General features: G+C 67.1%; 18 protein-coding genes. 7 read left to right on the plus strand and 11 right to left on the minus strand.

Going from position 1 to position 21,969, the window contains the following annotated elements:
* The first annotated feature begins 10 nt into the window (after positions 1 to 10).
* Positions 11 to 295, plus strand: coding sequence for a hypothetical protein (locus ABFY20_RS14240; RefSeq protein ID WP_368496885.1), 285 nt, complete (start codon positions 11 to 13; stop codon positions 293 to 295).
* A 1,281-nt stretch (positions 296 to 1,576) separates the two neighbouring features.
* On the opposite strand, the gene ABFY20_RS14245 is transcribed toward ABFY20_RS14240, so the two are convergent.
* A complete protein-coding gene (locus tag ABFY20_RS14245; RefSeq protein WP_368496886.1) occupies positions 1,577 to 1,897 on the minus strand; it encodes an Ltp family lipoprotein in 321 nt (106 codons plus the stop codon).
* A 373-nt stretch (positions 1,898 to 2,270) separates the two neighbouring features.
* Entirely contained in the window at positions 2,271 to 2,750 is a 480-nt protein-coding gene (locus ABFY20_RS14250) for a hypothetical protein (protein ID WP_368496887.1), read from the minus strand.
* A 221-nt stretch (positions 2,751 to 2,971) separates the two neighbouring features.
* On the opposite strand from ABFY20_RS14250, the gene ABFY20_RS14255 reads away from it, so the two are divergent.
* Positions 2,972 to 4,663, plus strand: coding sequence for an InlB B-repeat-containing protein (locus ABFY20_RS14255; RefSeq protein WP_368496888.1), 1,692 nt, complete (start codon positions 2,972 to 2,974; stop codon positions 4,661 to 4,663).
* 556 nt (positions 4,664 to 5,219) lie between these two features.
* Positions 5,220 to 6,608: a DUF222 domain-containing protein gene (locus tag ABFY20_RS14260; RefSeq protein ID WP_368496889.1), complete on the plus strand. Its 1,389-nt coding sequence runs from the start codon at positions 5,220 to 5,222 to the stop codon at positions 6,606 to 6,608.
* Between the two features lie 114 nt (positions 6,609 to 6,722).
* On the opposite strand, the gene ABFY20_RS14265 is transcribed toward ABFY20_RS14260, so the two are convergent.
* Complete coding sequence (locus ABFY20_RS14265; RefSeq protein ID WP_368496890.1) at positions 6,723 to 6,932, minus strand: LPXTG cell wall anchor domain-containing protein; 210 nt, start codon at positions 6,930 to 6,932, stop codon at positions 6,723 to 6,725.
* Positions 6,933 to 6,978: 46 nt separating this feature from the next.
* Between ABFY20_RS14265 and ABFY20_RS14270 the strand changes: the two genes are divergently transcribed.
* Both ABFY20_RS14270 and ABFY20_RS14275 read left to right on the plus strand, forming a co-directional pair.
* Positions 6,979 to 8,352: a hypothetical protein gene (locus ABFY20_RS14270; RefSeq protein ID WP_368496891.1), complete on the plus strand. Its 1,374-nt coding sequence runs from the start codon at positions 6,979 to 6,981 to the stop codon at positions 8,350 to 8,352.
* Entirely contained in the window at positions 8,349 to 8,930 is a 582-nt protein-coding gene (locus ABFY20_RS14275; protein ID WP_368496893.1) for a hypothetical protein, read from the plus strand. Before ABFY20_RS14270 ends, ABFY20_RS14275 begins: the two co-directional genes overlap by 4 nt.
* A 33-nt stretch (positions 8,931 to 8,963) precedes the next feature.
* Here the strand turns inward: ABFY20_RS14275 and ABFY20_RS14280 are convergent, their stop codons facing one another.
* A complete protein-coding gene (locus ABFY20_RS14280; protein ID WP_368496894.1) occupies positions 8,964 to 11,126 on the minus strand; it encodes a right-handed parallel beta-helix repeat-containing protein in 2,163 nt (720 codons plus the stop codon).
* Positions 11,127 to 11,381: 255 nt separating this feature from the next.
* On the opposite strand from ABFY20_RS14280, the gene ABFY20_RS14285 reads away from it, so the two are divergent.
* Positions 11,382 to 12,383 (plus strand): LacI family DNA-binding transcriptional regulator, encoded by a 1,002-nt coding sequence (locus tag ABFY20_RS14285; protein ID WP_368496895.1) that lies wholly within the window; start codon positions 11,382 to 11,384, stop codon positions 12,381 to 12,383.
* A gap of 31 nt (positions 12,384 to 12,414) precedes the next feature.
* On the opposite strand, the gene ABFY20_RS14290 is transcribed toward ABFY20_RS14285, so the two are convergent.
* The 5 genes from ABFY20_RS14290 to ABFY20_RS14310 form a co-directional block, all read right to left on the minus strand.
* Positions 12,415 to 15,000, minus strand: coding sequence for a family 78 glycoside hydrolase catalytic domain (locus ABFY20_RS14290; protein ID WP_368496896.1), 2,586 nt, complete (start codon positions 14,998 to 15,000; stop codon positions 12,415 to 12,417).
* Positions 14,993 to 16,159, minus strand: coding sequence for a glycoside hydrolase family 99-like domain-containing protein (locus ABFY20_RS14295; RefSeq protein WP_368496897.1), 1,167 nt, complete (start codon positions 16,157 to 16,159; stop codon positions 14,993 to 14,995). Before ABFY20_RS14295 ends, ABFY20_RS14290 begins: the two co-directional genes overlap by 8 nt.
* A complete protein-coding gene (locus ABFY20_RS14300; RefSeq protein WP_368496898.1) occupies positions 16,156 to 16,944 on the minus strand; it encodes a carbohydrate ABC transporter permease in 789 nt (262 codons plus the stop codon). The genes ABFY20_RS14295 and ABFY20_RS14300 overlap by 4 nt, the downstream gene beginning before the upstream one ends.
* A 4-nt stretch (positions 16,945 to 16,948) precedes the next feature.
* Positions 16,949 to 17,845 carry a carbohydrate ABC transporter permease gene (locus ABFY20_RS14305; RefSeq protein ID WP_368496899.1) on the minus strand — a complete coding sequence of 299 codons (897 nt, stop codon included), beginning with the start codon at positions 17,843 to 17,845 and terminating at the stop codon, positions 16,949 to 16,951.
* Between the two features lie 61 nt (positions 17,846 to 17,906).
* Positions 17,907 to 19,229: an ABC transporter substrate-binding protein gene (locus ABFY20_RS14310; RefSeq protein ID WP_368496900.1), complete on the minus strand. Its 1,323-nt coding sequence runs from the start codon at positions 19,227 to 19,229 to the stop codon at positions 17,907 to 17,909.
* A 157-nt stretch (positions 19,230 to 19,386) separates the two neighbouring features.
* Here ABFY20_RS14310 and ABFY20_RS14315 point away from each other — a divergent pair, with 157 nt between their 5' ends.
* Positions 19,387 to 20,052 carry an NYN domain-containing protein gene (locus ABFY20_RS14315; RefSeq protein ID WP_368496901.1) on the plus strand — a complete coding sequence of 222 codons (666 nt, stop codon included), beginning with the start codon at positions 19,387 to 19,389 and terminating at the stop codon, positions 20,050 to 20,052.
* 78 nt (positions 20,053 to 20,130) lie between these two features.
* Here the strand turns inward: ABFY20_RS14315 and ABFY20_RS14320 are convergent, their stop codons facing one another.
* Together ABFY20_RS14320 and ABFY20_RS14325 are read right to left on the minus strand one after the other, a co-directional pair.
* The gene (locus tag ABFY20_RS14320; protein ID WP_368496902.1) at positions 20,131 to 20,844 is read right to left on the minus strand and encodes an NADPH-dependent F420 reductase; all 714 of its coding nucleotides are present in this window, start codon (positions 20,842 to 20,844) and stop codon (positions 20,131 to 20,133) included.
* On the minus strand, positions 20,837 to 21,946 hold the full coding sequence (locus ABFY20_RS14325) for an LLM class flavin-dependent oxidoreductase (protein ID WP_368496903.1): 1,110 nt from the start codon (positions 21,944 to 21,946) through the stop codon (positions 20,837 to 20,839). Before ABFY20_RS14325 ends, ABFY20_RS14320 begins: the two co-directional genes overlap by 8 nt.
* Positions 21,947 to 21,969 lie beyond the last annotated feature (23 nt).

Below are 21,969 nucleotides of genomic sequence, written 5' to 3' on the forward strand. Positions count from 1 at the left end.
GGAGGTTTCGATGACGAAACTGGTGTACGGCAAAAACGGGCAAGTGGAGTTCCTAAGCGAAGCAGAGAAGCGAGAAGCATTCGATTACCTGATCAGCTCGCCGGACGTCGAGTTCCTGGTCGAGCAGAACCAGGAGCAGGGCGCCTGGGCTCCTGAGAAGCGCATTCACTTCCATAGCGAGATCGGCGTACCCGCGGCCCTCGTACGGAACTGGACAGCAGGTCGCAGTGGCATCGTAGCCCGAATAAACTGTGCGGAGCTCTACGACGAGGTTCTTCCGCTGAGAGAGGTTTGAGATACGCAGCTGCGTACGCGAAGCTTGATTGCTTCGAGGCCACCGCGCTCCGGGATGAGTAACAGCGCGACTACGGACCAAGGGGGGTGCCAGCGTTGCAGCCGAACGTGAGGCGCCAAAGTCATGGTCGCCTCGGAGAGTATCGGAGATCGAATCGTTGATCGGGAAGCTCACAACAAAGTGACAGCCAGATCCCGGACTGTGAACATCTAATTCGCCCGAGTGAGCTCGTTTCCTTCAGTCCTACTTGCGAGCTTCACCACTGAAACGTCTTGTTGCGACCGCCTGTGAGGAATCGGTGTCAATACTTCGAGATCGGTCTCGTCTAGAACGTCGTGCAACTAGGACTATGACACCACAACTGCACCCTAAGCGTCTTCGACATTAGAGCCGTTTGCTCTAATCCAAAGCGCATCAGCGCAGTCGTCTGAGCAAGCCTTCCACGGCATGATCCGAAGTGCCTTCGGCACGCGAATCCCACAGTTTCGGCATCGACGAAGTTGGCCTGCGGTGTACCCCCGATCAATCAGCAGAACGTGGCAGTCAGCATTGCCCCTGCTGGCGAGGTATTGCTCGGACTCGTAGAGAGACTTGGCCAGATCCTTCCACTCAGACTTTGGTTCGGGATCGTTTACCCAGTCGGAGAGCAAATGAATGAGGGCTTCCTCGGCGCATAAACCATCATTCCGCGCCAGACGCCTGAACTCATCGGCGAGATACGTCGGAACGATTACAGAGTTGAACATAGTTTGAGGTGTCATACCACCAATGATACGGGGTGGATGTACACCCCGCAAGTGGTTACCTCTGGCACCATTAGTCAATGCCCAATCAGCCCAAGACGCCGCACAAGTCTTTCCGAATTCCGCCCGAGCTTTATTCAGCTGCTCAGGCAAAGGCGGCGCGACAGGGCCGGACACTGACCGAGGTCGTGAAGGAACTACTCCAGAGCTACGTCGATTCTGCAGACTGACAAACCGTGGCGTTGCGAGACGAACTGCTTTAGACAGCCTCGCAGAGCGGGGTCGTGGATGTAGACGGAGGTGCCGCGGATGCTCTTCGTGAATAGCAACCGCGTAGACATTCTGGATATACCGAAGCAGGTCCTCGTTGGATTAGGTGTGACCGAGCGCGTTGTCCACCTCCTTGCCCCTCTTGTCCAAGCACGGGGCGCGGTCGACGACGATGCGGCCCGTCGTCGTGTCGAAGCGGAGGTCGAGGCCGATGATCATGCCGGCCTCGTTGAGGCGGGGAGTTGGATCGCCCTTCCCCTGCTGGCCTTCACAGGCCTACAGCGGCCAGCCCGAAGTTCGCCTGGTCGGGTGTGACCCCCTCGCCGTACTCGCTCGCCAACTGTTCATACAGCCCGTCGCGGGAGAAACCTTGGATTTCAAGGTACGACTTGGCTGATTCAGCGGCTTCCTGATTCCAGTCGACGGCGCCGGTGGATCTTAGATAGGCGATCGCAAACTCGGCGTCTTCGGGCGTGAACCCTTCGCCGTACTCGCTGGTTAGCTGCTCAGTGAGCCCGACGCGCGAGAAGGCCGAGAACGACAGGTAGGACTGGTCCGAGCGGACCGCGCTGGACTGCGCGGTGGTCATCGCAGGCGTCTCGGGCTTTGCCGGCGTCTCTGGCTGTGCGGGTGCCGGTGCGGCGGCGGCCGTCCAGTTGCTCCGCGACGCGAGCGAGAGTTTTGCGGCCTAGCAGGTGCAGTGCTGCGCGATTCGCCCCGGTGCGCGTTGCGCGTTCTGATCGACGATTGCCACGGCCGGCCATCGTGTGGTGATGATCGAGTCGGGATTCGCCGCGGAAGCGATTCACGTTCTGAACCGGTACTTCAGACTGCTGGTCAGTTCGGCTCGTAGGGCGGCGCCTCACCCCAGCCCCAACGGGGGACGGGCGCCTCGGGCACGGGCTCGGCACCGGGAGCCGAGTTGGCCACGGCGATTCGCGTGCCCCACTCGGCGTAGGCCATCAGCGCTGAGCGCGCTTCGGGATCGCTCGGGAGTTGGCCTCATCCGCGGCCCGGCTGAGCAGTGTTACGAAGCGGAGTCGCTGCTCGGCACTGATGTTGAGCCCCAGGTGCTTCGACACCATGCGAGGGTACCCACCGTGCTCGGCGGTGTACGTCGCACGGCCGCCCAGCACCTCGGACCACCATGCACTGACCCCATCGCGATGCTCGCGAGTGACCTTGCCTCCGAACATCGGCGCCAAGAGGTCTTCGCGCTCGACCGCGTCGTAGAAACAGTCCAACCAGCGCCCGACCGCAGCCGATCCACTCGTAGACACTCGGAGGTTGAACCATGCGCAAAGGCTACGCCCAGAGGTGGCCGCGAACCGAAGCGATGACGCCTCAGGCTCACGCAACATCCCCCGGTGCCGACGCCACTCGGCTCCGGGCGGCCGAAAGCGGGCGACGTGGGGTGGGTGATCCGGTCGAGTCATAGGCATCGGGCCTGGCGGGAGGCCGCGCAGCGCCGCGGGACTATGACTCGACCGGATCACCCACCCCGCGGCGCCCAACCACCCGAGTCGCTGAGGTGGCCGAAACAGACCTAGGTCTATTCCTCGCGCCACCGGGCGCAGGAAACATGAGTAACGCAACGTCGGGCGAGCCTTGAGACTCCGCCGACGTGCATCCACGTTTCGACCCGAGCCCGATGAGGTGCTACATGAAGCTGTTCGTAATGAGTGGTGCCGCCGTGATCGCCGCTGCGACGCTCTCCGGCGTTCTGGTTCTCGCCCCCACGGTGGCCTATGCCGACACCGCGGGAGCGCCGGCGCCGTCTCTGGTCGTTCAGGATGCGCTCGAGGGCTACCCGACCGTCGCCTCGCTGGCGAGTGCATTCACGGACGCGGCTCCTGACGCCGTCATCACGTTGAGTCAAGACCTCACGGGTGTCGCATCCGACCCCGTCGTTTCGGTGCGCGACGGCGGGGCGGTCACCCTCGATCTCAACGGGCACACACTGAAGCTGACCCGCGACGACCTGCGGGCGGCCATCGAGGTTCCTCCGAGCAGCAAGCTGACGGTCACCGACACGACCATCGATCACACCGGACACCTCATCGTCGACGCCAACGACGGTGCCGGTATCGGCGGCGCCGCGCTCGGGCATCCTGGCGAGGCTCCCGGATTCGGGACCATCGTGATCGCCGGCGCGAAGGTCGACGCGACCTCGCGCACCGCCGCAGCGATCGGTGGCGCCGAGAACGGCGGCGCCAGCGGAGACATCACGATCACCTACAACACCGTGGCCAACTTCAACTTCGGCAGCACCGTGACGGCGACATCGCAGTACGCCGCCGGCATCGGCAGCGCGATTTTCAGCCGATGGCAGGGAGCCGTCACGCTCACGGGGCACAGCACCGTCACGGCGACCGGTGGATTCGCCAGTGCCGGCATCGGCGGCGGCCCTGACAGCACGATCGGAACGATCACGATCAACGATGCAATCGTGGATGCGACTGGCGACGGCGGTGCTGCCGGCATAGGTGGCGGGGCCGGCGCCCACGGTGCGCTCCCGCCCATCATTATCGTCAACGGCAACATCGACGCGAGCGGGGGACCCACCGGAACCGGGATCGGCGCCGGCGCCCGAGGCATTGACGGGGCGGCCCCGGTCAGCCTGACGATCAGCGGACAGTCCATCGTGACCCCGTCCGCATCCAGTGGCGTGGCGATCGATCTGAGCGCGGAAGGCTCGCAGCTCACCGTCGACAAGAGCGAATTGTGGATTCCGTCCGGCAACTCGGTCACGATTCCGGCGGGCATGACCGTGAACAACGACGGCGGCACGATCGTCGCGAGGGGCACGATCGCCAACCACGGCACGATCCGCACCGTCAACGGCGGTCGGGTCGACTCCCCCGAGAACGTGTCCGACAACAACACCACGATCAAGTGGGACGGCAACGGCGGCACCGCACCTGTCGCCCAAACGCACATCTTCGCGCGAACCCTCGACGCTGCGGGTGACGTCACCTTCCCCCTCCCGGTGCGCGACGGATACGTCTACGAGGGTTGGTACCCCAGCACCGACGGCGGCACGCGGCTGACCACCGACACGGATCTCGGTGGCGGCGGCCCGAAGACCCTCACGTACTACGCGGCATGGGCCCCGCCGGGCAGCGCGGGCGCCCCACCGGCTGATGGTTCGGGCGCTGGCCAGACCGGCACCGCCGGCTCCGGAACCGGCGCGACACTCGCCGCGACGGGCTCCGGCGTCGGCACCTGGGCGCCGGTGGGCGGCTTGGTTTTGGCGATCGGCATCGCTCTGACCGCAATCGCTGTGGGAGCGGCCAGGCTCCGCGGCGGAGCGGCGGGGCAAGGAAATCGACCTGCACGCCCGGGATCGCACTGAAGTAGCCGTGCAGGACGTTCAACACCTTTCGAACCGAGGATGCAGTCACGGTTCACGAGGATGGGGACACCGTTCACGGGCCCGATCGCTGGAGGATGGCAGCGTGACGCAGAGGTGGATGCGCCGTCGCTCACGCCGCGCCGTCGCCGACTCATGACGTAGGCGGCGAAGGTTCCGCGGCTGCTGTAACTGGGTACCCGTTCCCATGCGTCATCTTCCACGCAGCCTCGTTGCGATCTCGGTGCGGTGATCATTTCCGTGGGGCGATTGGGGAGATGGGGTCAAACCGTGTTCAGGTGGTTGTTTGTGTGTGGCTGCTGGGCAATCGTCGGCAAGCGCGGAGCGCGCGGCAGCTTTTTCGGGGGTGGGCGTCTACCCGGTAGTGGCCGTCTATTCGTGATTCTGTAAGCACTGCCGCGCGCTGCGCGCTTGCCATCGAGGTGATGGCTGGTCGCCGAGATCGAATGATGAGCGGTGGGACGGTCGGTCATCATCTTTTGTGACTGGCGGTCGAATTAAACGACTTTTCATCAGGTATTACTGATAGAATCTCAGTATGAGAATCTCCTGCCGGCTGAGCGAGATCGTAGGCGATCTCCGCGCCGTGATGGGCGAGGTCGCGGAGCTGCTATCCGGGTTCTCCGACGACGAGGTGCTTGAGGTGATGGCCGCTGTCGAGACTGTGGGGCGGGTGGTTTCGGCGGGGCAGGTTCGGGTTGCCGGGGAGGTGGCGGTGCGGTCGCGGAGTGAGCTCGGTGACGAGGGGTTGAGTCGGGCGCAGAACTTCACCAGCCCGCTCAAGCTCGTCGCGCACGTGACGGGGGTGTCGGCGCGGGAGAGCAAGGCTCGGCTTGAACTCGGGAGGCGGATGCGCGGGGCGATGCTGCTTGGCGGGGGCGAGGGGCCGGTGCCGTTCCCGAGCGTTGCTTCGGCGCTTAATGAGGGTGGGCTCGGGGTGGAGGCGGCGGCGGTCATCGTCAGGCAGTGCGGTGAACTCGCCCAGCGGGGGTGTGGGGTTGATGTGGTGGCCAGTGCCGAGCAGACCCTCGTCGACGAGACCCTCACGAGGGGCCTGTCGGCTGACCAGACGGCGAAGCTCGCCATCCGCCTGCGCGAAATCCTCGACCCCGACGGCGCCGAACCCCGGGACGAACTCCACCAGCAGCAGCGCTCACTCACCATCGCGCAGGCCAGCGACGGCATGATCCGCGGGAAGTTCGCCCTCACGCCTGAGCAGGGCGGAATCTGGCTCGCGAGCATTCAGGCGATGCAGAGTCCCCGCGTGACCGGGCCGCGGTTCCTCAGCGAAGACGAGGCGATGGCGGAGTTCGCGACCGCTGACACGCGTACGCAGGCGCAGAAGAACGCTGACACCATCACCGAGCTTCTCGCCCGCGCCGCTGGCTCCCCCGACATGCCACGCATCAATGGCGCCACCACCACCGTCAACGTCCACATCACTCTCGACGACCTCGAGGCAGGGCGTGGGGTGGGTTGGATTGACGGCGTCGATGAGCCCGTCCCGGCTTCGACCGTGGCGCAGCTGCGCTGCCACTCCCCCCTCGCCGCCACCGTGTTCGGCGATCGGGGCGAGGTGCTTCACCACGGCAAGACGAAGCGACTGTTCACCGCCGCTCAGAACCGGGCCCTCGCCGCCAGAGACGGCGGATGCGTCTGGCCCGACTGCGACAGACCACCCTCCTACTGCGAAACACATCATGCCGACGAATGGGTCTCACCCGATCATCCGCCAGGCCGCACCGACATCGACAACGGCGTGCTGCTCTGCCACTTCCACCACTCCCACCTCCACAAATCAGCGTGGAGACTCGTCATGCGCGAAGGCGTCCCGCACATCGTGCCGCCCCGATGGATCGACATCACCCAAACCCCCATACCTACCACCCGCCGACCCACCGCCCGGCCACAGCACTACGCCGCCTGAGCATCGGCCGAGGGCAGCCGTAGAGGCCGCCCTGCCTGCGCACTGCGCCCGAGACCGAGCCGCCGCCGACGCCGCCTTCGACCATCACCATCGCGGTCAGCCCGCGGGCACCCGTCAGAGACTGCCCTTACGGCGCCGCACACCGAGCACCACGAGCACGATACCCACCACTACGAGGCCCAGGCCGATGAAGAGCCACGTCGGATCGCCCGTCATCGAACTGCCCGGAATGAGGTTTGCCCCCTGGCCGGCGAAAAGGGCACCGAACACGATGGCGACGATGCCGATGATGATGAGCGTCAGGCGCCCCGCTCTGGTTCCCATGCGGGTCACGGTACTCCCCCTCACACATTGTCGAGAGGGGGCTGTCATGCAACTGTTGACTATGGTTCGCATCGGGGGGCATCCGCTCGTGGGGGCGATCCCGCTGATTGCCGGGCTCTCGGTCTTCGCGGGGTTCGCGCTTGCCGTGCCCCTGTCAGGGTTGTACAGCTGGCTCGGCGCAGGCGCCTGGAGTTACGCGCTCGCCTTCATCACGCTGCTGATCCTGTTCGGTGGCGGCATCTCGCTGGGTTTAGGCCTGGCCTACGGCACGGTCGCGTGGGATGCTCAGCGGCGCGTCGCCCGCCTGCGCGGGCGGGAGGTACCGCTCGACTCGATCACCGAGCTGTGGCGATCGATGTCGGATTCCGGCACGGCCACCTACCTCAGCTACCGATTCGTGTCGGAGGAGGGCCCCTCGGCGCGGGTGCTCGTGGCGGGGCGGCCCATGCGAGGGCTGAGCGCCGAGGGCCTCAAAGCACTCAGCGAATTCGTGGCCGCATTGCCAGCAGGCGCCGAGGCGAACCGCATCGACGCGGATGCTGCACGAGCCGTCGACGAGACGGGGCTCACCGAACGCCAACGCGCGGCCGCCGTGACGATCATCGGAGTGGGCGGTAAGTCGCGAGTGTCGCCGGCCACGCTGCTCGCCGAGCTGGCACCATTCATCGAACCTCGAGACGGGAAGAGCGCATCCGGGAGCCCCTCAGCAGTCGGCTCAGCCCGCTCCACCAGCCATTCGGAACCTGCGGGCTCCATCTCGAGCGACGAGGCCGCGCGCATCCAGGCCGAGTGGGCCGAAGCGGACGCTGCAGCCGCCGCTCAGCTGACAGCCGAAGTATCGACCCTCCAGCGCCTGCGTCGCACCGCCTTCTGGGTCACGGTGCTGCCCATCGTGGTGGCCGCGGGCGCGATCGTCATCGCGGTGATCGCCGAGACGGCGGGTGGGGGCTCGATCGAGTCCGATCTCAACGACTCCATCGGCATCAGCGTGCTCGGCGGCATGGTGTTCGGCGTGCTGTTCTACCTGGCTTGGTGCGCCATTGCCGACGCAGACATCCGACGTCGGCGCCGGCTTGCGGATGCCGCGTGGAACTCGCTTCCCGCATCCGATCGCCACCTCGGCATCGCGATGCCCCTGCTCGCCGCCTTCAGCCAACCTGCGCTCCGCCTGCGGCGAGGGCTCGCGTTCGGGGCGAGCGTGGTCGGGCTGATCGTGGCGCTGGTCGGGATCATCATGGTGATCGAGCCCGACGACGTTCCGCTCATCGGCGCGATCGGCGCGATCGTGGTGGGCGGCGGCATGATCGTGTGGTCGGTCTTCGCGTTCATCGCTGTGCAGCGGGCGAAGCGCCGGGATGCCGAGCGGCTCGTGCTGCTCGCCGGATGGCGGCTGCTGCCGCCGCTGGTGCTCGACACATGACGAAGCCACCCGCCGCCTGGCCGGTCTGGCTCGTGTTCGGCCTGTTCATCATTCCCGGTCTCATCGGGCTCGGCCTCCTCGGCGGGGCCAAAGACTCCGCCCACGAGCGTGTCGCCTTCACCGAAGACGCCGCCGGCCGCAGCGTCGTGGTCACGGGCCGGCTCAGCGACGTCGAGACCAACCCGGGGCTGCCGCAGGCCACGGCCTACTACTCGGCCGAGATTCCGGATGCGCGCGGAGGGTCGGCCACGACGGTTTCATTAGCCGGCGATGAGCACTGGGGCTTCCCACCGTCCTCCGACTTCCCGAAGGAGCTCGACTTCCTGATCGTCCTCGACGATCCACCGCGCGGAGTCGCGCACGGCCCGGTCGGCAGCCTTCACGAGGTCTCCGACGCCGACGTCGCGACGGCTCAGAGCGACTTCGCGGTCGCGCAGGGCCTGTGGATTGGCGGCATCGTCGTGTTCTGGGTGCTGCTGCTCGGGCTGCCCGCGCTCGCGATCTCGTTCACCCTGCGCCGCCGCCGTGCGGCCCGCGCCGCTGCACCTCCCCCGATCGGCTCGACGCCGAGAATCTGAGAGGTTGCACCCGGCGCGGGCCACCGGAGACCGTCACCGATAGCTTGCGAACCGCAGATCCCGTGCCGCAGGGTCGAGCGCCCACGAGGCACCCGAGTCGCCGCTGAACGACGCGCGTCCGTTGGCGTACCGGGAGTCCTCCGAGTACGCGAAGCCGTACGAGTTCGACGTGCCGTTGCCCGTGCTGCCCGGTGACGAGATGGCGATGCCATAGCTCTGACCGGCGGTGAGGGCACCGAAGGTCACGTCGAAGCGCGTGGCACTTGTCGACACCGACGCCGCACCGATGGTGCGAGTGGCGACTGTGACCGTGGGCTGGCCCGAGCTGTTCAGCTGGTACACCTTCACCACCAGGTCTCCGGCGGGGCTGCCGTTCTTGTACGCCCAGATCGCCGCGCGCGTGTCAGCCGCCAGGGGCACGAACGACTGCATGCGCTGCACCGTGCCTCGAATGTCGCGGTAGCTCTGGAACGCGCCGAACTCGTTGCTCTGGTCGAGGATGGGCGTGCCCGCGTCGTAGCCGATCGCCGGCACCCACGACACCTGCGCACCGGCCGCAGCATCCACCTCGAACCGCACCACGTCGCCCGCTGTCACGGCGAGAGCGTCGAGGTTGAGCTCGACTCCCGTCGCCGAGGGCTGCACCGTCTGCGCCGGATAGGCCTGGTTGCCGTTCACCGTCACCCGCACCACAGCGGCGCTGCCGCCGACCAGCAGGGCCCGGCTCCGCATCGAGATCGTGCCGGTCGCCGGAGCCGTCCAGGCCCGCGAGACCGCGAGTGTCGACGACGGGTTCGCGAGGAACGCCGAGACGAAGGCCGTGCCGCTCGTGTACGAGCCCGCCGACGCACTGTAGGGCAGGCTCGTCCAGCCGCCCGACCCCGACTTCGACGCGTACGACCAGGCGTTCGCCGAGGAGCTGAAGTCACGGGCGGCGTACCAGGCCGACGCGTTGCCGGCGACGTCGCGGTTGTTCGAGAAGATGTACCCGCGGAAGTCCTCCCCCGGCCCCGACACCAACAACTGGCTCTGCTGGTAGAGGTTGTTGTTGATAGTTCCCGTGGGGGTGAAGCAGTTGGAAACCCGACGGATGCCGCCGTCACCGTTCGCCCCGTTGCCCTGGATGAGGTTCGACGAGATCGTGTTCCAGTCGCTGTGGTCGAAGGTGTCGCTCGACCCGCACGCGGCACTGCGGATGGCCAACGAGCTGATTCCCGCACCGTAGTTGCCGGTGATGGCGTTGTTGAAGATGCTCACGTTCGACGTCGCGTACTCGAGGTCGATGCCCATCTGATCGGCGGCAGAACCGACGTTCGGCACGTTCGCGACGATGTTGTTGGCGACGACCACGTCTTTCATGCGCATGAGCACGATTCCCGCCGTGCCGTCGCGCGAGTGGCAGGCGCCGGCCCGGTCGATGACCGAGTTGCGCAGTGTGGAGTTCTGCATGTTCATGAGGGTGATGGCGTTCGGGCAGTCGGCCCGGACATCCCCTCCCCCGTCGAGGTCGTGGAGGTTGAGGCTGTCGAACACGGCGTTCGTGATGAGGCTCGTGCCGTCGGTTCCGTCGGTGCTGCGCACGCCGTTGCACCACCCGACCATCACGCCCATGTTCGACGCCGTCACCTCGACCCGGGTGACGACGAGACCGGTCAGCGCGGTCTGCGAGGAGGTGAACGGGAACGTGGTGACGCTTCCATTCTTGGTGGCGGGCCCGGTGATGGCGACTCCGGCCGAGGTGTACAGACCCGGAATCGGGGACTGGCTGCAGGTGCCGTCGTAGACGGGGTTGTTGCCCTGGGCGATACCGGTGATGTGGTGGGCGTAGATGTCGCTGATGGTGAGACCCGAGTGGTTCAGCGTGCTGTAGTACGCCTGCACCCCGACGGCGGCGTGGCTGATCTCGAGGTTGCGCACGGTCACGTTCGACACGTTCTCGAGGTACACCCCGCGATCGCTGTTCGCGCCGCTGCGCACGATTGCCGGCCGCGCGCCCGAGCCGTAGGCGTCGACGACGATGGGCGCAGCCGCCGTGCCCGAGTCGTCGATGCGCAGCTCCTGGTTCCAGGTGCTGCCTCGAGCGAGACGGATCTCATCGCCCGCGACGAGCGTGGCGCTGTTCACGTTCGTGAAGTCGCACCACGGGGCGGAGGGCGAGGTGCCCGGCCCGGAGTTGGAGCAGCTGACGGTGGACACGTACCGAACTGTGCCCGCCGCCTGGGCGGGGGCAGCAGCTGCCAGTCCGGCGACCACCAATCCGGCCGACACGACCACGGCCGTCACGGCTCTGTGGAAACCTCGTTGCACGGGTACCTCCTCGTACTCGTTGAAACATTTAACTCGCCACAGTAGGCGGTCGTCGGTGAAGAATCAATGCCCAGATCGACGCGGAGGCGCGGGGCGGCACGGGGACTTGATAGATTCGCTGATGCAGAGCAAGGGGGCCGGGGCGTGAGTCAAGACGGCGGGTCGACCATCCGGGATGTCGCCGAGCGCGCGGGCGTGTCGATCGCCACGGTGTCGAACCTCATCAACGGCACGAAGTTCGTCAGCCCCGAGCTCGCCGACCGCATCGAGGCAGCGATCGTCGACCTCGGCTTCGTGCCCAACCGGGCGGTTCGCACCCTCCGGGGCATGCGGATGCGCGTCATCGGCCTCGTCGTCCCCGACGCTCTCAATCCCTACTTCATCGAACTCTGGCGCAACGTGCAGCGCGCGGTGGGCGACCGCGGGTACGTGGTCGTGCTCTGCGACACCGGCGGCGACCTCGCGGCTGAGCAGACCCAGCTGCGGAGCCTTGCCGAGATGCGGGTGCAGGGCGTGCTCATCACCTCGGTCGACGACAGCCGCGTCGACCTCCGCGCCCTCCGCTCGGCGGGTGCCAAGGTCGTGCTGCTCGGCGACCCCAAAGCGGGCTCGGGGGCCTCGTCGATCAACATCGACCAGCGCAGCAGCGGGTACCTCGCGATGCAGCACCTGCTCGAGATCGGGCGGCGGAACGTCGTGTTCGCCGGTGGCCCCCGGGCACGCCACCTGCTCGAAGACCGGATGGACGGCGCTCAGGCGGCGATCGACGACAGCGGCCTCGCCGACGTGACGTTCACTCGGATCGACTCCGACGACCCGTCGAGGTTCGAGGAGAACGCTCACGTCGCCTCCATCCTCGCCGAGGCCCCCCACACCGACGGCGTGATCTGCGCCAACGACGTGATCGCCATCGGCCTGATGGAGAACTTCTTGCGCCGCGGCATCCGGGTGCCCGACGACATCGCGATCGTCGGTCACGACGACATCCGCTTCGGTGCCGACTCGATCGTGCGCCTCAGTACGATCCGTCAGCCGATAGCCGAGATCGCCGACCGCGCGTGCGAACTGCTCCTCTCCGACGACGACCGGGCGGAGGCCGACCACCTCGTGCTCGACGTCGAACTGGTGCGCCGGGAATCGAGCTGACGGAGCACTCGCCGCCGTCGGGCCAGGGCGCTCACGACGCATCCGGTCGCGTGAACGTGTAGGAATGAGCTCCCGCCGCGACGGAGACGGTGCGATCGGGCAGCGTGATCTCGGCTTCCGCCCCGGGCGGCACCTCGACGGCCAGGGTGCCGCTGTCGCCCACGAGTTGCCATGAGACGCGCACGAGCCCGTGCGGCGATTCGAAGGTGGCGTCGACCGGCGAGAGCCGGGCGTCGAATACCGGGCGGATGCGCAGGCGCCGGTAGGCGACGGAGTCGTCGGCCTGGTCGACGCCCCCGACCGCCCGGTACAACCATTCGCCGACGGAGCCGAGCGAGTAGTGGTTGAAGGAGTTCATCCGCACGTCCTGGAAGCCACCGTCGTCGGTCCAGCCGTCCCACCGCTCCCAGATCGTCGTCGCACCGTGCCGAATGGAGTAGCCCCACGACGGGTACGCCGTCTGCAGCACCAGGTCGACGGCCAGGTCGGCGCGGCCGATCGAGGTGAGCACCGGGCAGAGCAGCGAGATGCCGAGGAATCCGCTGGTGAGACGGGCACCTCGCGACTCGATCTTCTCGACGAGACGACGGCCGAGGGCGTCGCGGCGCTCGGCGCTCACCAGGTTCCAGGCCAGGGCGAAGAGGTAGCCGCTCTGCGTGTCGCCCCTGAGGCGCCCGTCGGCCTCCACGAACTCGGCCTCGAAGAGGGCGCGCAGAGCCCTCGCCTCGTCTCGATACCGCGCCTCGTCGGCGGCTCGCCCGAGCACGGCGGCGCTCTGCGCCACGAGATCGAGCGAGTGGATCTGGTACGCCGCAGCCACCAGCGCGTGCGGAGTGTGCTCGTCGACCGACAGCCAATCGCCGTAGTTGTTCCCCAACGAGCTCTTCCACAGGCCTCCGCCGTTGTGCTCGGAGACCCACCTCACCCAGTTCTGCATCGCCGGGTAGTTCGCCTCGAGCAGGCCGCGGTCGCCGTACTCGCGGTAGAGCTCCCACGGCACGATCACAGCGGCGTCTCCCCAGCCGGGCGCCGCCTCGTCGAACTGCCGATTGCCCGGGATGCGCGGAGCGACATCGGGCACCCGCCCGCTGGAGTCCTGAGCCGAGTACAGGTCGTCGAGCCAGCGCTGCAGGAAGGGGCCGACATCGGCGTTGAACGCGGCCGTGCGCAGGAACACCTGCGTGTCGGCGGTCCAGCCGAGGCGTTCGTCGCGCTGCGGGCAATCGGTCGGCACGCTGACGTAGTTGCCGCGCTGCCCCCAGACGATGTTCGAGTGCAGCTGGTTCACGAGTTCCGAGCCTGTGCTGAAGGTGCCCGTGGGCTGCAGATCGGATGCGAGCACCACGGCTCGAACGTCGGCAGCCTCGATCTCGCCTTGCGCGCCGCTCAGCTCGACGTAGCGGAAGCCGTGCAGAGTGAAGCGCGGCTCGAACTGCTCGTCGACCTCGCCCGCGCAGATGTAGAGGTCGCGCGCTTCGGCGCTGCGGAGGTTCTCGGTGTAGATCTCGCCGTCGGCCGAGAGCATCTCGGCGTGCCGGAGCTGCACCACGGTTCCGGCGCTCTGCCCGCGGAGCCGCAGGCGGAGCCTGCCCACGAGGTTCTGTCCGAAGTCGATCAGCGTGCGGTCGCCGCGCCGCGTGATCTCGACCGGCTCGACGGTGGCGACGGCCCGCACGGGCGGCGCGCTGATGCCGCACAGTATCGAGGTGTCGCGATCGGCGACCTCGGCGAGCGCCCAGGCCGAGTCGTCGTACGGTGCCGTCTCCCACCCGCTCGTGTCGAACGCGGGGTCGTGGTACTCCCCCATAAGCAGGTCGGCGACGCGGATGCGGCCGGTCGACGAGCGCCACTGCTCGTCGGTGACGAGCTGCACGTGTCCCCCGTCTCCCCACGCGTCGAGTTGCGCGATGAGTTCGGGACGGTCGCCGTAGAGCCGGCTCTGCTGCCGGGTGTCGTAGCCCGTGTACCCGGCCCACCACCCCTCGGCCACCACGACGGTGAGCACGTTCGTGCCTTCACGCAGGTGGTCGGTGACGTCGTGCACGCGGTACTCGATGCGGGTCGGGTAGTCCGACCAGCCGGGCGCCAGTTCGTCGTCGCCGACGGGGCGGCCGTTGATGCTCGCGCGGTAGATGCCCCGCGCCGAGATGGCGAGCCTCGCGCGGTCGGGGCGCGCATCCAGCTCGACGGTGCGGCGGAACTGCACGGGAGGAGCGGAGTACATGGTGCGCCAGGAGCGTGGGAGGCGGTCGGCGGGAACCTCGAACGGCTCGCCGTCGGGGCCGGAGACCGGCGCCGCGCTCGCAGCGATCCAGGATGCGCTCCACGACTCCACGTTGAGCGCCAGCTCGAACGTCGAGGTCGCTGCAGGCCCCGAGCCGATCTCCACCGTCCAGCGATACGAACGGCCCGGCATCAGACGATCGGCGGGCACCTTCGCGTCTCGCTGGTGGGGTGCGATCGGAATGGTGAACTCCTGCTCCAACCCCGATTCGACGAGACGGATGCTGCCTCCGGCACCCACCTCGTCGGTGGGGTGATGGCGCCAGGTGAGGCGAACATCCGTGTGGTCGAGGCCGAGGGGGTTGTCGAGGCCGTTCGCTCGCAGGTCATACATGGCGGGCACCCTGCTCCCGCGGGAAGGCGTCGCGCACCGCCTCGAGGTAGGCGAGCCCGTTGTGGGTGTCGGGCAACAGATAGGAGCCCTCCGTCCACTCGTTCCACGCGTTGATCGTGACCTCCCGGTGCTCCCCGCCGTGCCGGCGCTGGAACTCGGCGGCCAGGGCCAGGCCCTCCCTGAACGCGTCGAGTGATGGTTCGAACCCGGGGATCCACGGATAGTGACCCTGTTCGTACGCGACGCGAGGGTCGCAGCGGGGCGACGGGTCCCATCCGCAGGTCACATTCGGGTGGAACGGGATGGGCAGCTCGGCCCGGTAGCGCTCGTACTCGTCGAAGGCACGGCGGGCGACGCCGGCCCACGACGGGTTGCTCGGGAAGTCGTAGGCGACTGCAGGGTCGAGGTGGTGCACCCAGACGTAGGAGCTCGCCGAACGGGCGCCGAGCTTCGCGATGATGTCGGCCGGGTCGGTGAGTCCGACCTCGGAGGGGAGCACGGCGAACGACCAGACGACGATGTCGAGGTGGAGCCCAGGGAAGCCCGCGGCTCGGGTGAGGGCGTCGAAATGGTCGAAGGCGTCGCGTACTGCCTCGATGCTGCCGAAGGCCGAGATGAGGTTGCCGATCTCGTAGACCGAGAAGCGGGGGCGCCCGTCGATGAGCGTGTGATTCGGGTGGCTGAAGTAGTTCTCGACGACGTAGGCGGCCATTCGATCGAAGTGCTCGCGGGTCGTCCTGCCGGGATAGATGAGCGCGTCGGGCACCGTCGGGGAGGCCGAGGGGAAGGCCTCCAGCCAGTCATGGTTCGCCCACATCAGCGAGAACTCGAGCCGGTCGCGATTCGCAGCCTTGAGGAATCCCTCTTCCAAGGCACCCTGCAGGTACGGCTTGCCGTCGTACCAGTACCAGTCGAAGATGAAGCCGTCGATGCCGTGGTCGGCGGCGAGGTCGATCTGACCGGCCATCACCTCGGGGTCGGCCTCGTTCTCGTAGCCGCGCAGCGGCACCCGCGGCTGCTGGTGCCCGGGGAAGCGCGGAGTCGCCTCGCGCACCAGGTCCCACTCCGTCCATCCCTCTCCGTACCGCGCTTCGTTCGCGGGGTCGGGATGGTAGTCGGGGAAGTAGTAGGCGAGAACCTTCGGGCGGACGTTGTTCATTTGACGGATCCTCCGGACAGTCCCTGACGGAACTGCCGCTGCAGTAGAAGGTAGAGAGCGACGAGCGGCAGGCTGATGAGGATGTTCGCGGCGAACACCTTCGGCAGCTCGATCAGGCGATCGCCCTGGAAGTAGTTGGGAATCTGCGTCGCGACCTGGAGCCCGGTGCTCTGCAGGAAGATGAGCGGCAGCACGTACTCGTTCCAGGCGGCGAGGAACGTGAACAGCGCCACGACGGCGATGATGGGCCGGCACAGCGGCAGCAGAACGCTCACCAAGTAGCGGGTCGGGCCGGCGCCGTCCATGCGGGCCGCCTCGTAGATCTCCGGCGGGAGGCCGCCGATGTAGTTGCCCATGAGCAGGATGCCGAATGGGATCGACACCGCGGTGAGCGGCAGGATGACCGCCCAGAAGGTGTTGAAGAGCTCGAGCTGCTGCATCAGCGCGTACAGCGGCACGACCACGGCGACCACCGGAAGCGCGAGCCCCGACAGCAGCACCAGCTTCAGCACCCTGGTTCCGCGCGGGCGGAGCGTCTCGAACGAGAACGCCGCCAGCAGCGCGAGGGCTGTCGTCGCGACCACCGTCACCGTGGCCACGACAAGACTGTTGCGGATGAAGTCGAGGAACGGCGTGCGCGCCAGCACGTCGAGGTAGTTGCCGAGGCCTCCGCCGTCGAGCGAGGTGGCGACGATGAGCACGAGCGGAATGGCGAACGCCACGAGCGCGGCGAGCACGAGGAGCTGACTCAGGATTCGGCCGGGCAGGGACTGTTTGTTGAACATGGCGCTAGCCCTTCTTCGTGCTGAGGCGGATCTGCAGCGCCGCGAATACCAGCGCGAGCACCACGAGCGCCACCGACAGGGTCGCCGAGTAGCTCGCGTCGAACTGCGGGATGCCGAGTCGGTAGATGTAGGTGGAGAGGAACTCGGTCGAGGTTCCCGGCCCGCCGCCCGTCGTGAGGAACACCAGCTCGAAGGCCTTGAGCGCCCCGATCACACCCAGCACGATGAGGATGAGGTGAGTTCCGCGGGTGAGGGGGAAGAGCACCGACCACATCAGGCGGAAGGTCGAGGCGCCGTCCATCCGCGACGCTTCGATGACCGAGTTGTCCACCTGCCCGAGTGCCGCGTCGTACATCACGAAGCTGTAGCCCGTGAACTGCCAGATGTTGATGGCAGCGATGCACAGCAATGCCGTGCCCGGTGAGGCCAGCCAGGGGTGGTCGAAGTCGGCGAAGCCGATGCTCTGCAGGAGCTGATTGAAGCCACCGTCGGGCGTCAGCAGAAAGCGGAAGCAGGTCGCCACGATGGCACCCGAGAGCACCACCGGAACGAAGAGGAGCGTACGCAGCAGCCCGGTGCCGAACGACCTCGTTCGCACGAGCACCGCCAGCAGGAACCCGAGCACTAGCTGCACCGAGACGGTCACCACGGCGAAGACGCCGGTGTTGGCGAGGGACTGCCAGAACACCGGGTCGGCGAACATCCGCGCGTAGTTCGCACCGCCGACCTCCTGGTGTGTCGGCGAGACCCCGTTCCACTGCCAGGTGGAGATGACGACGTTCGAGATGATGCCGTAGTGCACGATGCCGATGACGAGCACCAGGGCGGGGAGGAGGTAGAGGTAGCTCTGCGTTCTACCTCGGGGTCTGGCGACGCTGGGCGCCGTCGATGATCTGCTCACTGTTCGTGCTTTCCGGGTTCCCGGGCGGGTGGGGTGAGCCACCCGCCCGGGAGCCGCATCGTCACCCTCGGGCTACCGCGTCCGAGGCGGTCTGGATGGCTTCGAGAGCATCCTGAGGCGATTGCGTGCCTGCGGCGACCGCCGACAGCGCCTGGCCGATGGCTGTCGCGAGATCGGGGTAGGGGATCTCGCGGTACCCGACGAGGTCGGAGAGCGCGGCCTTCTGCCGCTCGATGTCGGCAGCCTGCTCGGGCGCCACGACGTCGTCGGTGAGGGTGGGAGCGTCGAGCAGGGCGGGGAAGCCGCCCTGGGCACCGATCAGCTCCTGGCCGCCGCCGGCGGTGAGGAACTCGACCAGGGTCGCCGCGGCCTCGGCATTCTTGGCGTTCTGGCTGATCGCCCAGCCCGAGGCGGCTCCGCCGAAGAGCGCGGTGGGCTCGGAGTCGGCGTCGGCAGCGGGGAAGGGCGCCGAGAGGAAGACGCCGTCGATCGGCGTACTGACGCCCTGCTGCGACACCTCGAGGCCCGCCTTGGTCATGGTGCCTGGGGTGTTGAACGTGCCGAGCGCGATGAAGACCGCCTCGTTCGAGAGGAAGGAGTTGAACGCATCCGGGTACTCCGCCTGGGCGGTGGCGCCACTTCCGGCGACGCCCTGCGTGAAGAGCGAGCTCCAGGCCTCCATCGCTGTGGTCATCGAGTCGGAGGTCCACGGCTTCTCGCCGGCGATGGCGTCGTAGATGTAGCCAGGCTCGGCGCTGTTGGCGAGGGAGAGGAAGACGTCGGTGTTCACCCAGGCGTCTTTCGCGCCCTGGGCCAGGCAGGTGTAGCCGGCGGCGGTGACGGTCTTGCAGGTCTCGATCCACTCCGGAACCGTGGTGGGCACCGTGATGCCGAGCTGGTCGACGAGCGTGTTGTTGTAATAGATGAGCCCCGAGCCGACGAGGGCCGAGGGCAGCGCGGCCTGCTTGCCGTCGAGCTGCAGCTGCTCGGTGGCGGTCTCGTTGAACAGATCGGCCCAGTCGTCGCCGAGGGCGGGCGAGATGAGCGGGCCGAGGTCTTGGGTGAGCGGGCCGTAGTTCTCCAGGAGAGTTCCCGAGGCGATCTGGAACACGTCGGGGCCGTCGTTGCCGGTGAGTCCGGGGCGGAGAGCGTTGAGGTAGTCGTTGTAGCTGTAGGCCTGCACCGTGACGTCGATCTCGGGGTGCTCGGCTTCGAAGGCCTCGAGAAGGGCGTCGCTGGTGGGGGTGAAGTCCCAGCCCCACCAGGTGACCGATGCGGCGTCATCGGAGGACGCGTCATCGTTCGACGGGCTGCATGCGGCGAGGGTGATCACCACCGAGCCTGCGAGTACGGCGGCGGCTCCGCGCCTCCAGCGTGCGTTCATTCCCTGTGCTCCTTTGCTGAGTGAAATGTTTAACTCGTGCGCCATAGTACAAGATCTGGAGCACTGCGCAACACTCGGTGCCCTCGAGTGCGCGCAGTACTCTCCAGAGACGCGCGGTACCGCGTCATGACAATGATGAATGCTCGATAATTGACGAATGCCCACCGTCCCGAGCGTCCGCGTCTATGTTGACGGATTCAACCTGTATCGCCGATGCCTTCAGGCGCGACAGCATCTGAAGTGGTTGGATCTCGTCAGCCTCTGTCAGAAACTCATGCCCGAGCACCACGTCGACCATGTGCACTATCTCACCGCACACCTCCGACCCGGACTGCTCGTCGACCCGCAGTCACCGGTTCGTCAGCAGATGTATCTACGAGCCCTTCGTGCGCATCCGGCCGTCTCGATTCACCTCGGTTCATTCAGGAACGACAAGCGGTTGATGCCCGTGCACCCGCAGAGGATCGACCATGCGACGGGGCGGTGGGTCATGACGGCCGTGCGCAAGCTCGAAGAGAAAGGGTCGGATGTAAACCCTGGCACTCGGATGACTGCCGATGCAGTCACCGGTTCAGCCGACATGGTCGTGATGCTGTCGAACGACTCAGACCTCGCCGGTACGATGCGGATGCTGAAGCATGAGTATGGCTTTCGCACCGGCATCATCTTCCCGACGCCGAGTTCTCGTAGCTCAAAGGAACTCATCAAGACCCAGCCCGACTTCGTGGCCCACGTCACGGAGGAGGCGCTGGCGGCGAGTCAGTTTGCCGAGGTGCTTCGGGACTCGAATGGATCCTTCCATCGGCCGCCGAAGTGGACTTAAATTCCGAAGGCCCCAGTCGCCTGAGGCCTTCTAACCGGTAACCGAAGTATCCGGGGGTGTAATGGCTATCCTACAGCTTCAAGTCGAACTTTTGCCCTCTCTCGCGGCGGCGACTTCGGCGCCGCGGTCGGTCGACCAGAAGCCGGCCACCGCATCCTGAACCTCCGGGGCGGTGATGTTGGCGCCGAAGAGGGGGCCGTGGGGCTGGAGCACGATGCTGTCGTGAAGGGTGCCGACGGGAACGGGGTCGAAGCCCGCGGCATCGACGAGGGTGGAGACGGCGGCGAGCGCCGGGGCGTCGTCGGCGGCGAGGGCGATGGCCTTGCGGTCGGCGGCTCCGGCGGGGCGCAGGCCCTCGTCGAGGTCGTGGTAGCCCATGTGGTTGAACCCCTTCACAATGCGCGACTCGGCGAGGAACCGCTGCACGAGTTCGCTCGTCGACACGCGTGGGTCGTCGAGGTCGTCGCGGAGGCCGTCGACCTCCCACCAGTAGTTCATCGCGTCGACGACGACCTTGCCGGCGAGGAGATCGGCCGGGATGCTGCGGTACTTGCCGAGCGGGAGGGCCAGGATGACGATGTCGGATGCTCGGGCCACCTCCTCCGCCGTCGTCGCGACCGCGCCGGGAGCGAGAACGTCGATAATGAGGGAGATCTTCGAGGGGCTGCCGGATCCCGCTATGAGCACGCGGTAACCCGCGGCGAGGAGGAGACGGCTGAGCACGGTGCCGACCTTGCCGGCGCCGAGGATGCCGATCGTGGGGAGGGCGGGGAGGGTGGCGGTTTCAGGCATGGGTGGAGCCGATCTTCGCCAGGGGGTGGGTTGGCGCATCCATCGACTGCTCAGCGCCGACCGCCGACGCTGCCAGCAGCTCCCGCACCCGCGGCGCCACCACCGTGCCGAACAGCTCGATGGTGCGTGCCCGCGCCTCCACCGACAGGCCGCCGATGTCGTACTTGAGGTCGAAGCGGCTGATGCCGAGCGACTGCGTCATGCGCACGATCTTCTGCGCCACCGTCTCGGGCGACCCCACGAACAGCGCACCGGTCTCGAGCTCGAGGTCGTAGCGCTCGCGCGTCGGCGGGTAGAAGCCGCGCTCGCGCGCCATGCTCGTGACGAGCGGCTGCCACGAGCGCCACCAGGTCTCCGCGGCCTCCTCATCCGTGTCGGCGATGAGGCCGAGGGCGTGCTGGCCGACGGGCTGCGCCGGCTGACCGAACTGGGTGAGGGCACGGTGGTAGAGGTCGACGTGCCCCGCGAAGCGCACGGGCTCACCGCCGATGATGGCGAGCAGCAGCGGCAGCCCGTACCGCGCCGCCCGGATGACCGACTCCGGGCTCCCGCCCACGCCGATCCAGGTCGGGATGCCGCCCGGCCGCATCCGCGGGTGCAGCGTCACGTCGGTGAGCGGGGTGCGCACGGTGCCCTCCCACGTCACCGACTCCTCCCGCTGCAGCCGCATGAACAGCTCGAGCTTCTCTTCGAACAGCGTCTCGTAGTCGTCGAGCTTGTAGCCGAACAGGGGGAACGACTGGGTCTGCGATGCACGCCCCAGCACCAGCTGCGCCCGCCCGTTCGAGAGGGCGTCGAGGGTCGAGAACTCGTTGTAGAGCCGCACCGGGTCGTTGGTGCTGAGCACCGTAACGGCGGTGCCGAGACGGATACGCTCCGTCGCGGTCGCGATGCCCGCCAGCAGCACCGGGGTGGCGGAATCGACGTAGCCCTCGCGGTAGTGCTCGCCGAGGCTGAAGATGTCCAGGCCGACGCGTTCGGCGTGCTTCGCCTCGTCGACGAGGAGGCGGACGGTCTCGGCGTCGGTGTAGGTGCGGGGCGTGGCGGCGCCTCCGCTTGTCGTCGGCACGTCGCCGAACGAATTGAGTCCGAATTCGATCATGATTGACATGTCAACTAGGAGGA

It is taken from the genome of Herbiconiux sp. A18JL235 (genome assembly GCF_040939305.1).
Classification (GTDB): Bacteria; Actinomycetota; Actinomycetes; order Actinomycetales; family Microbacteriaceae; genus Herbiconiux.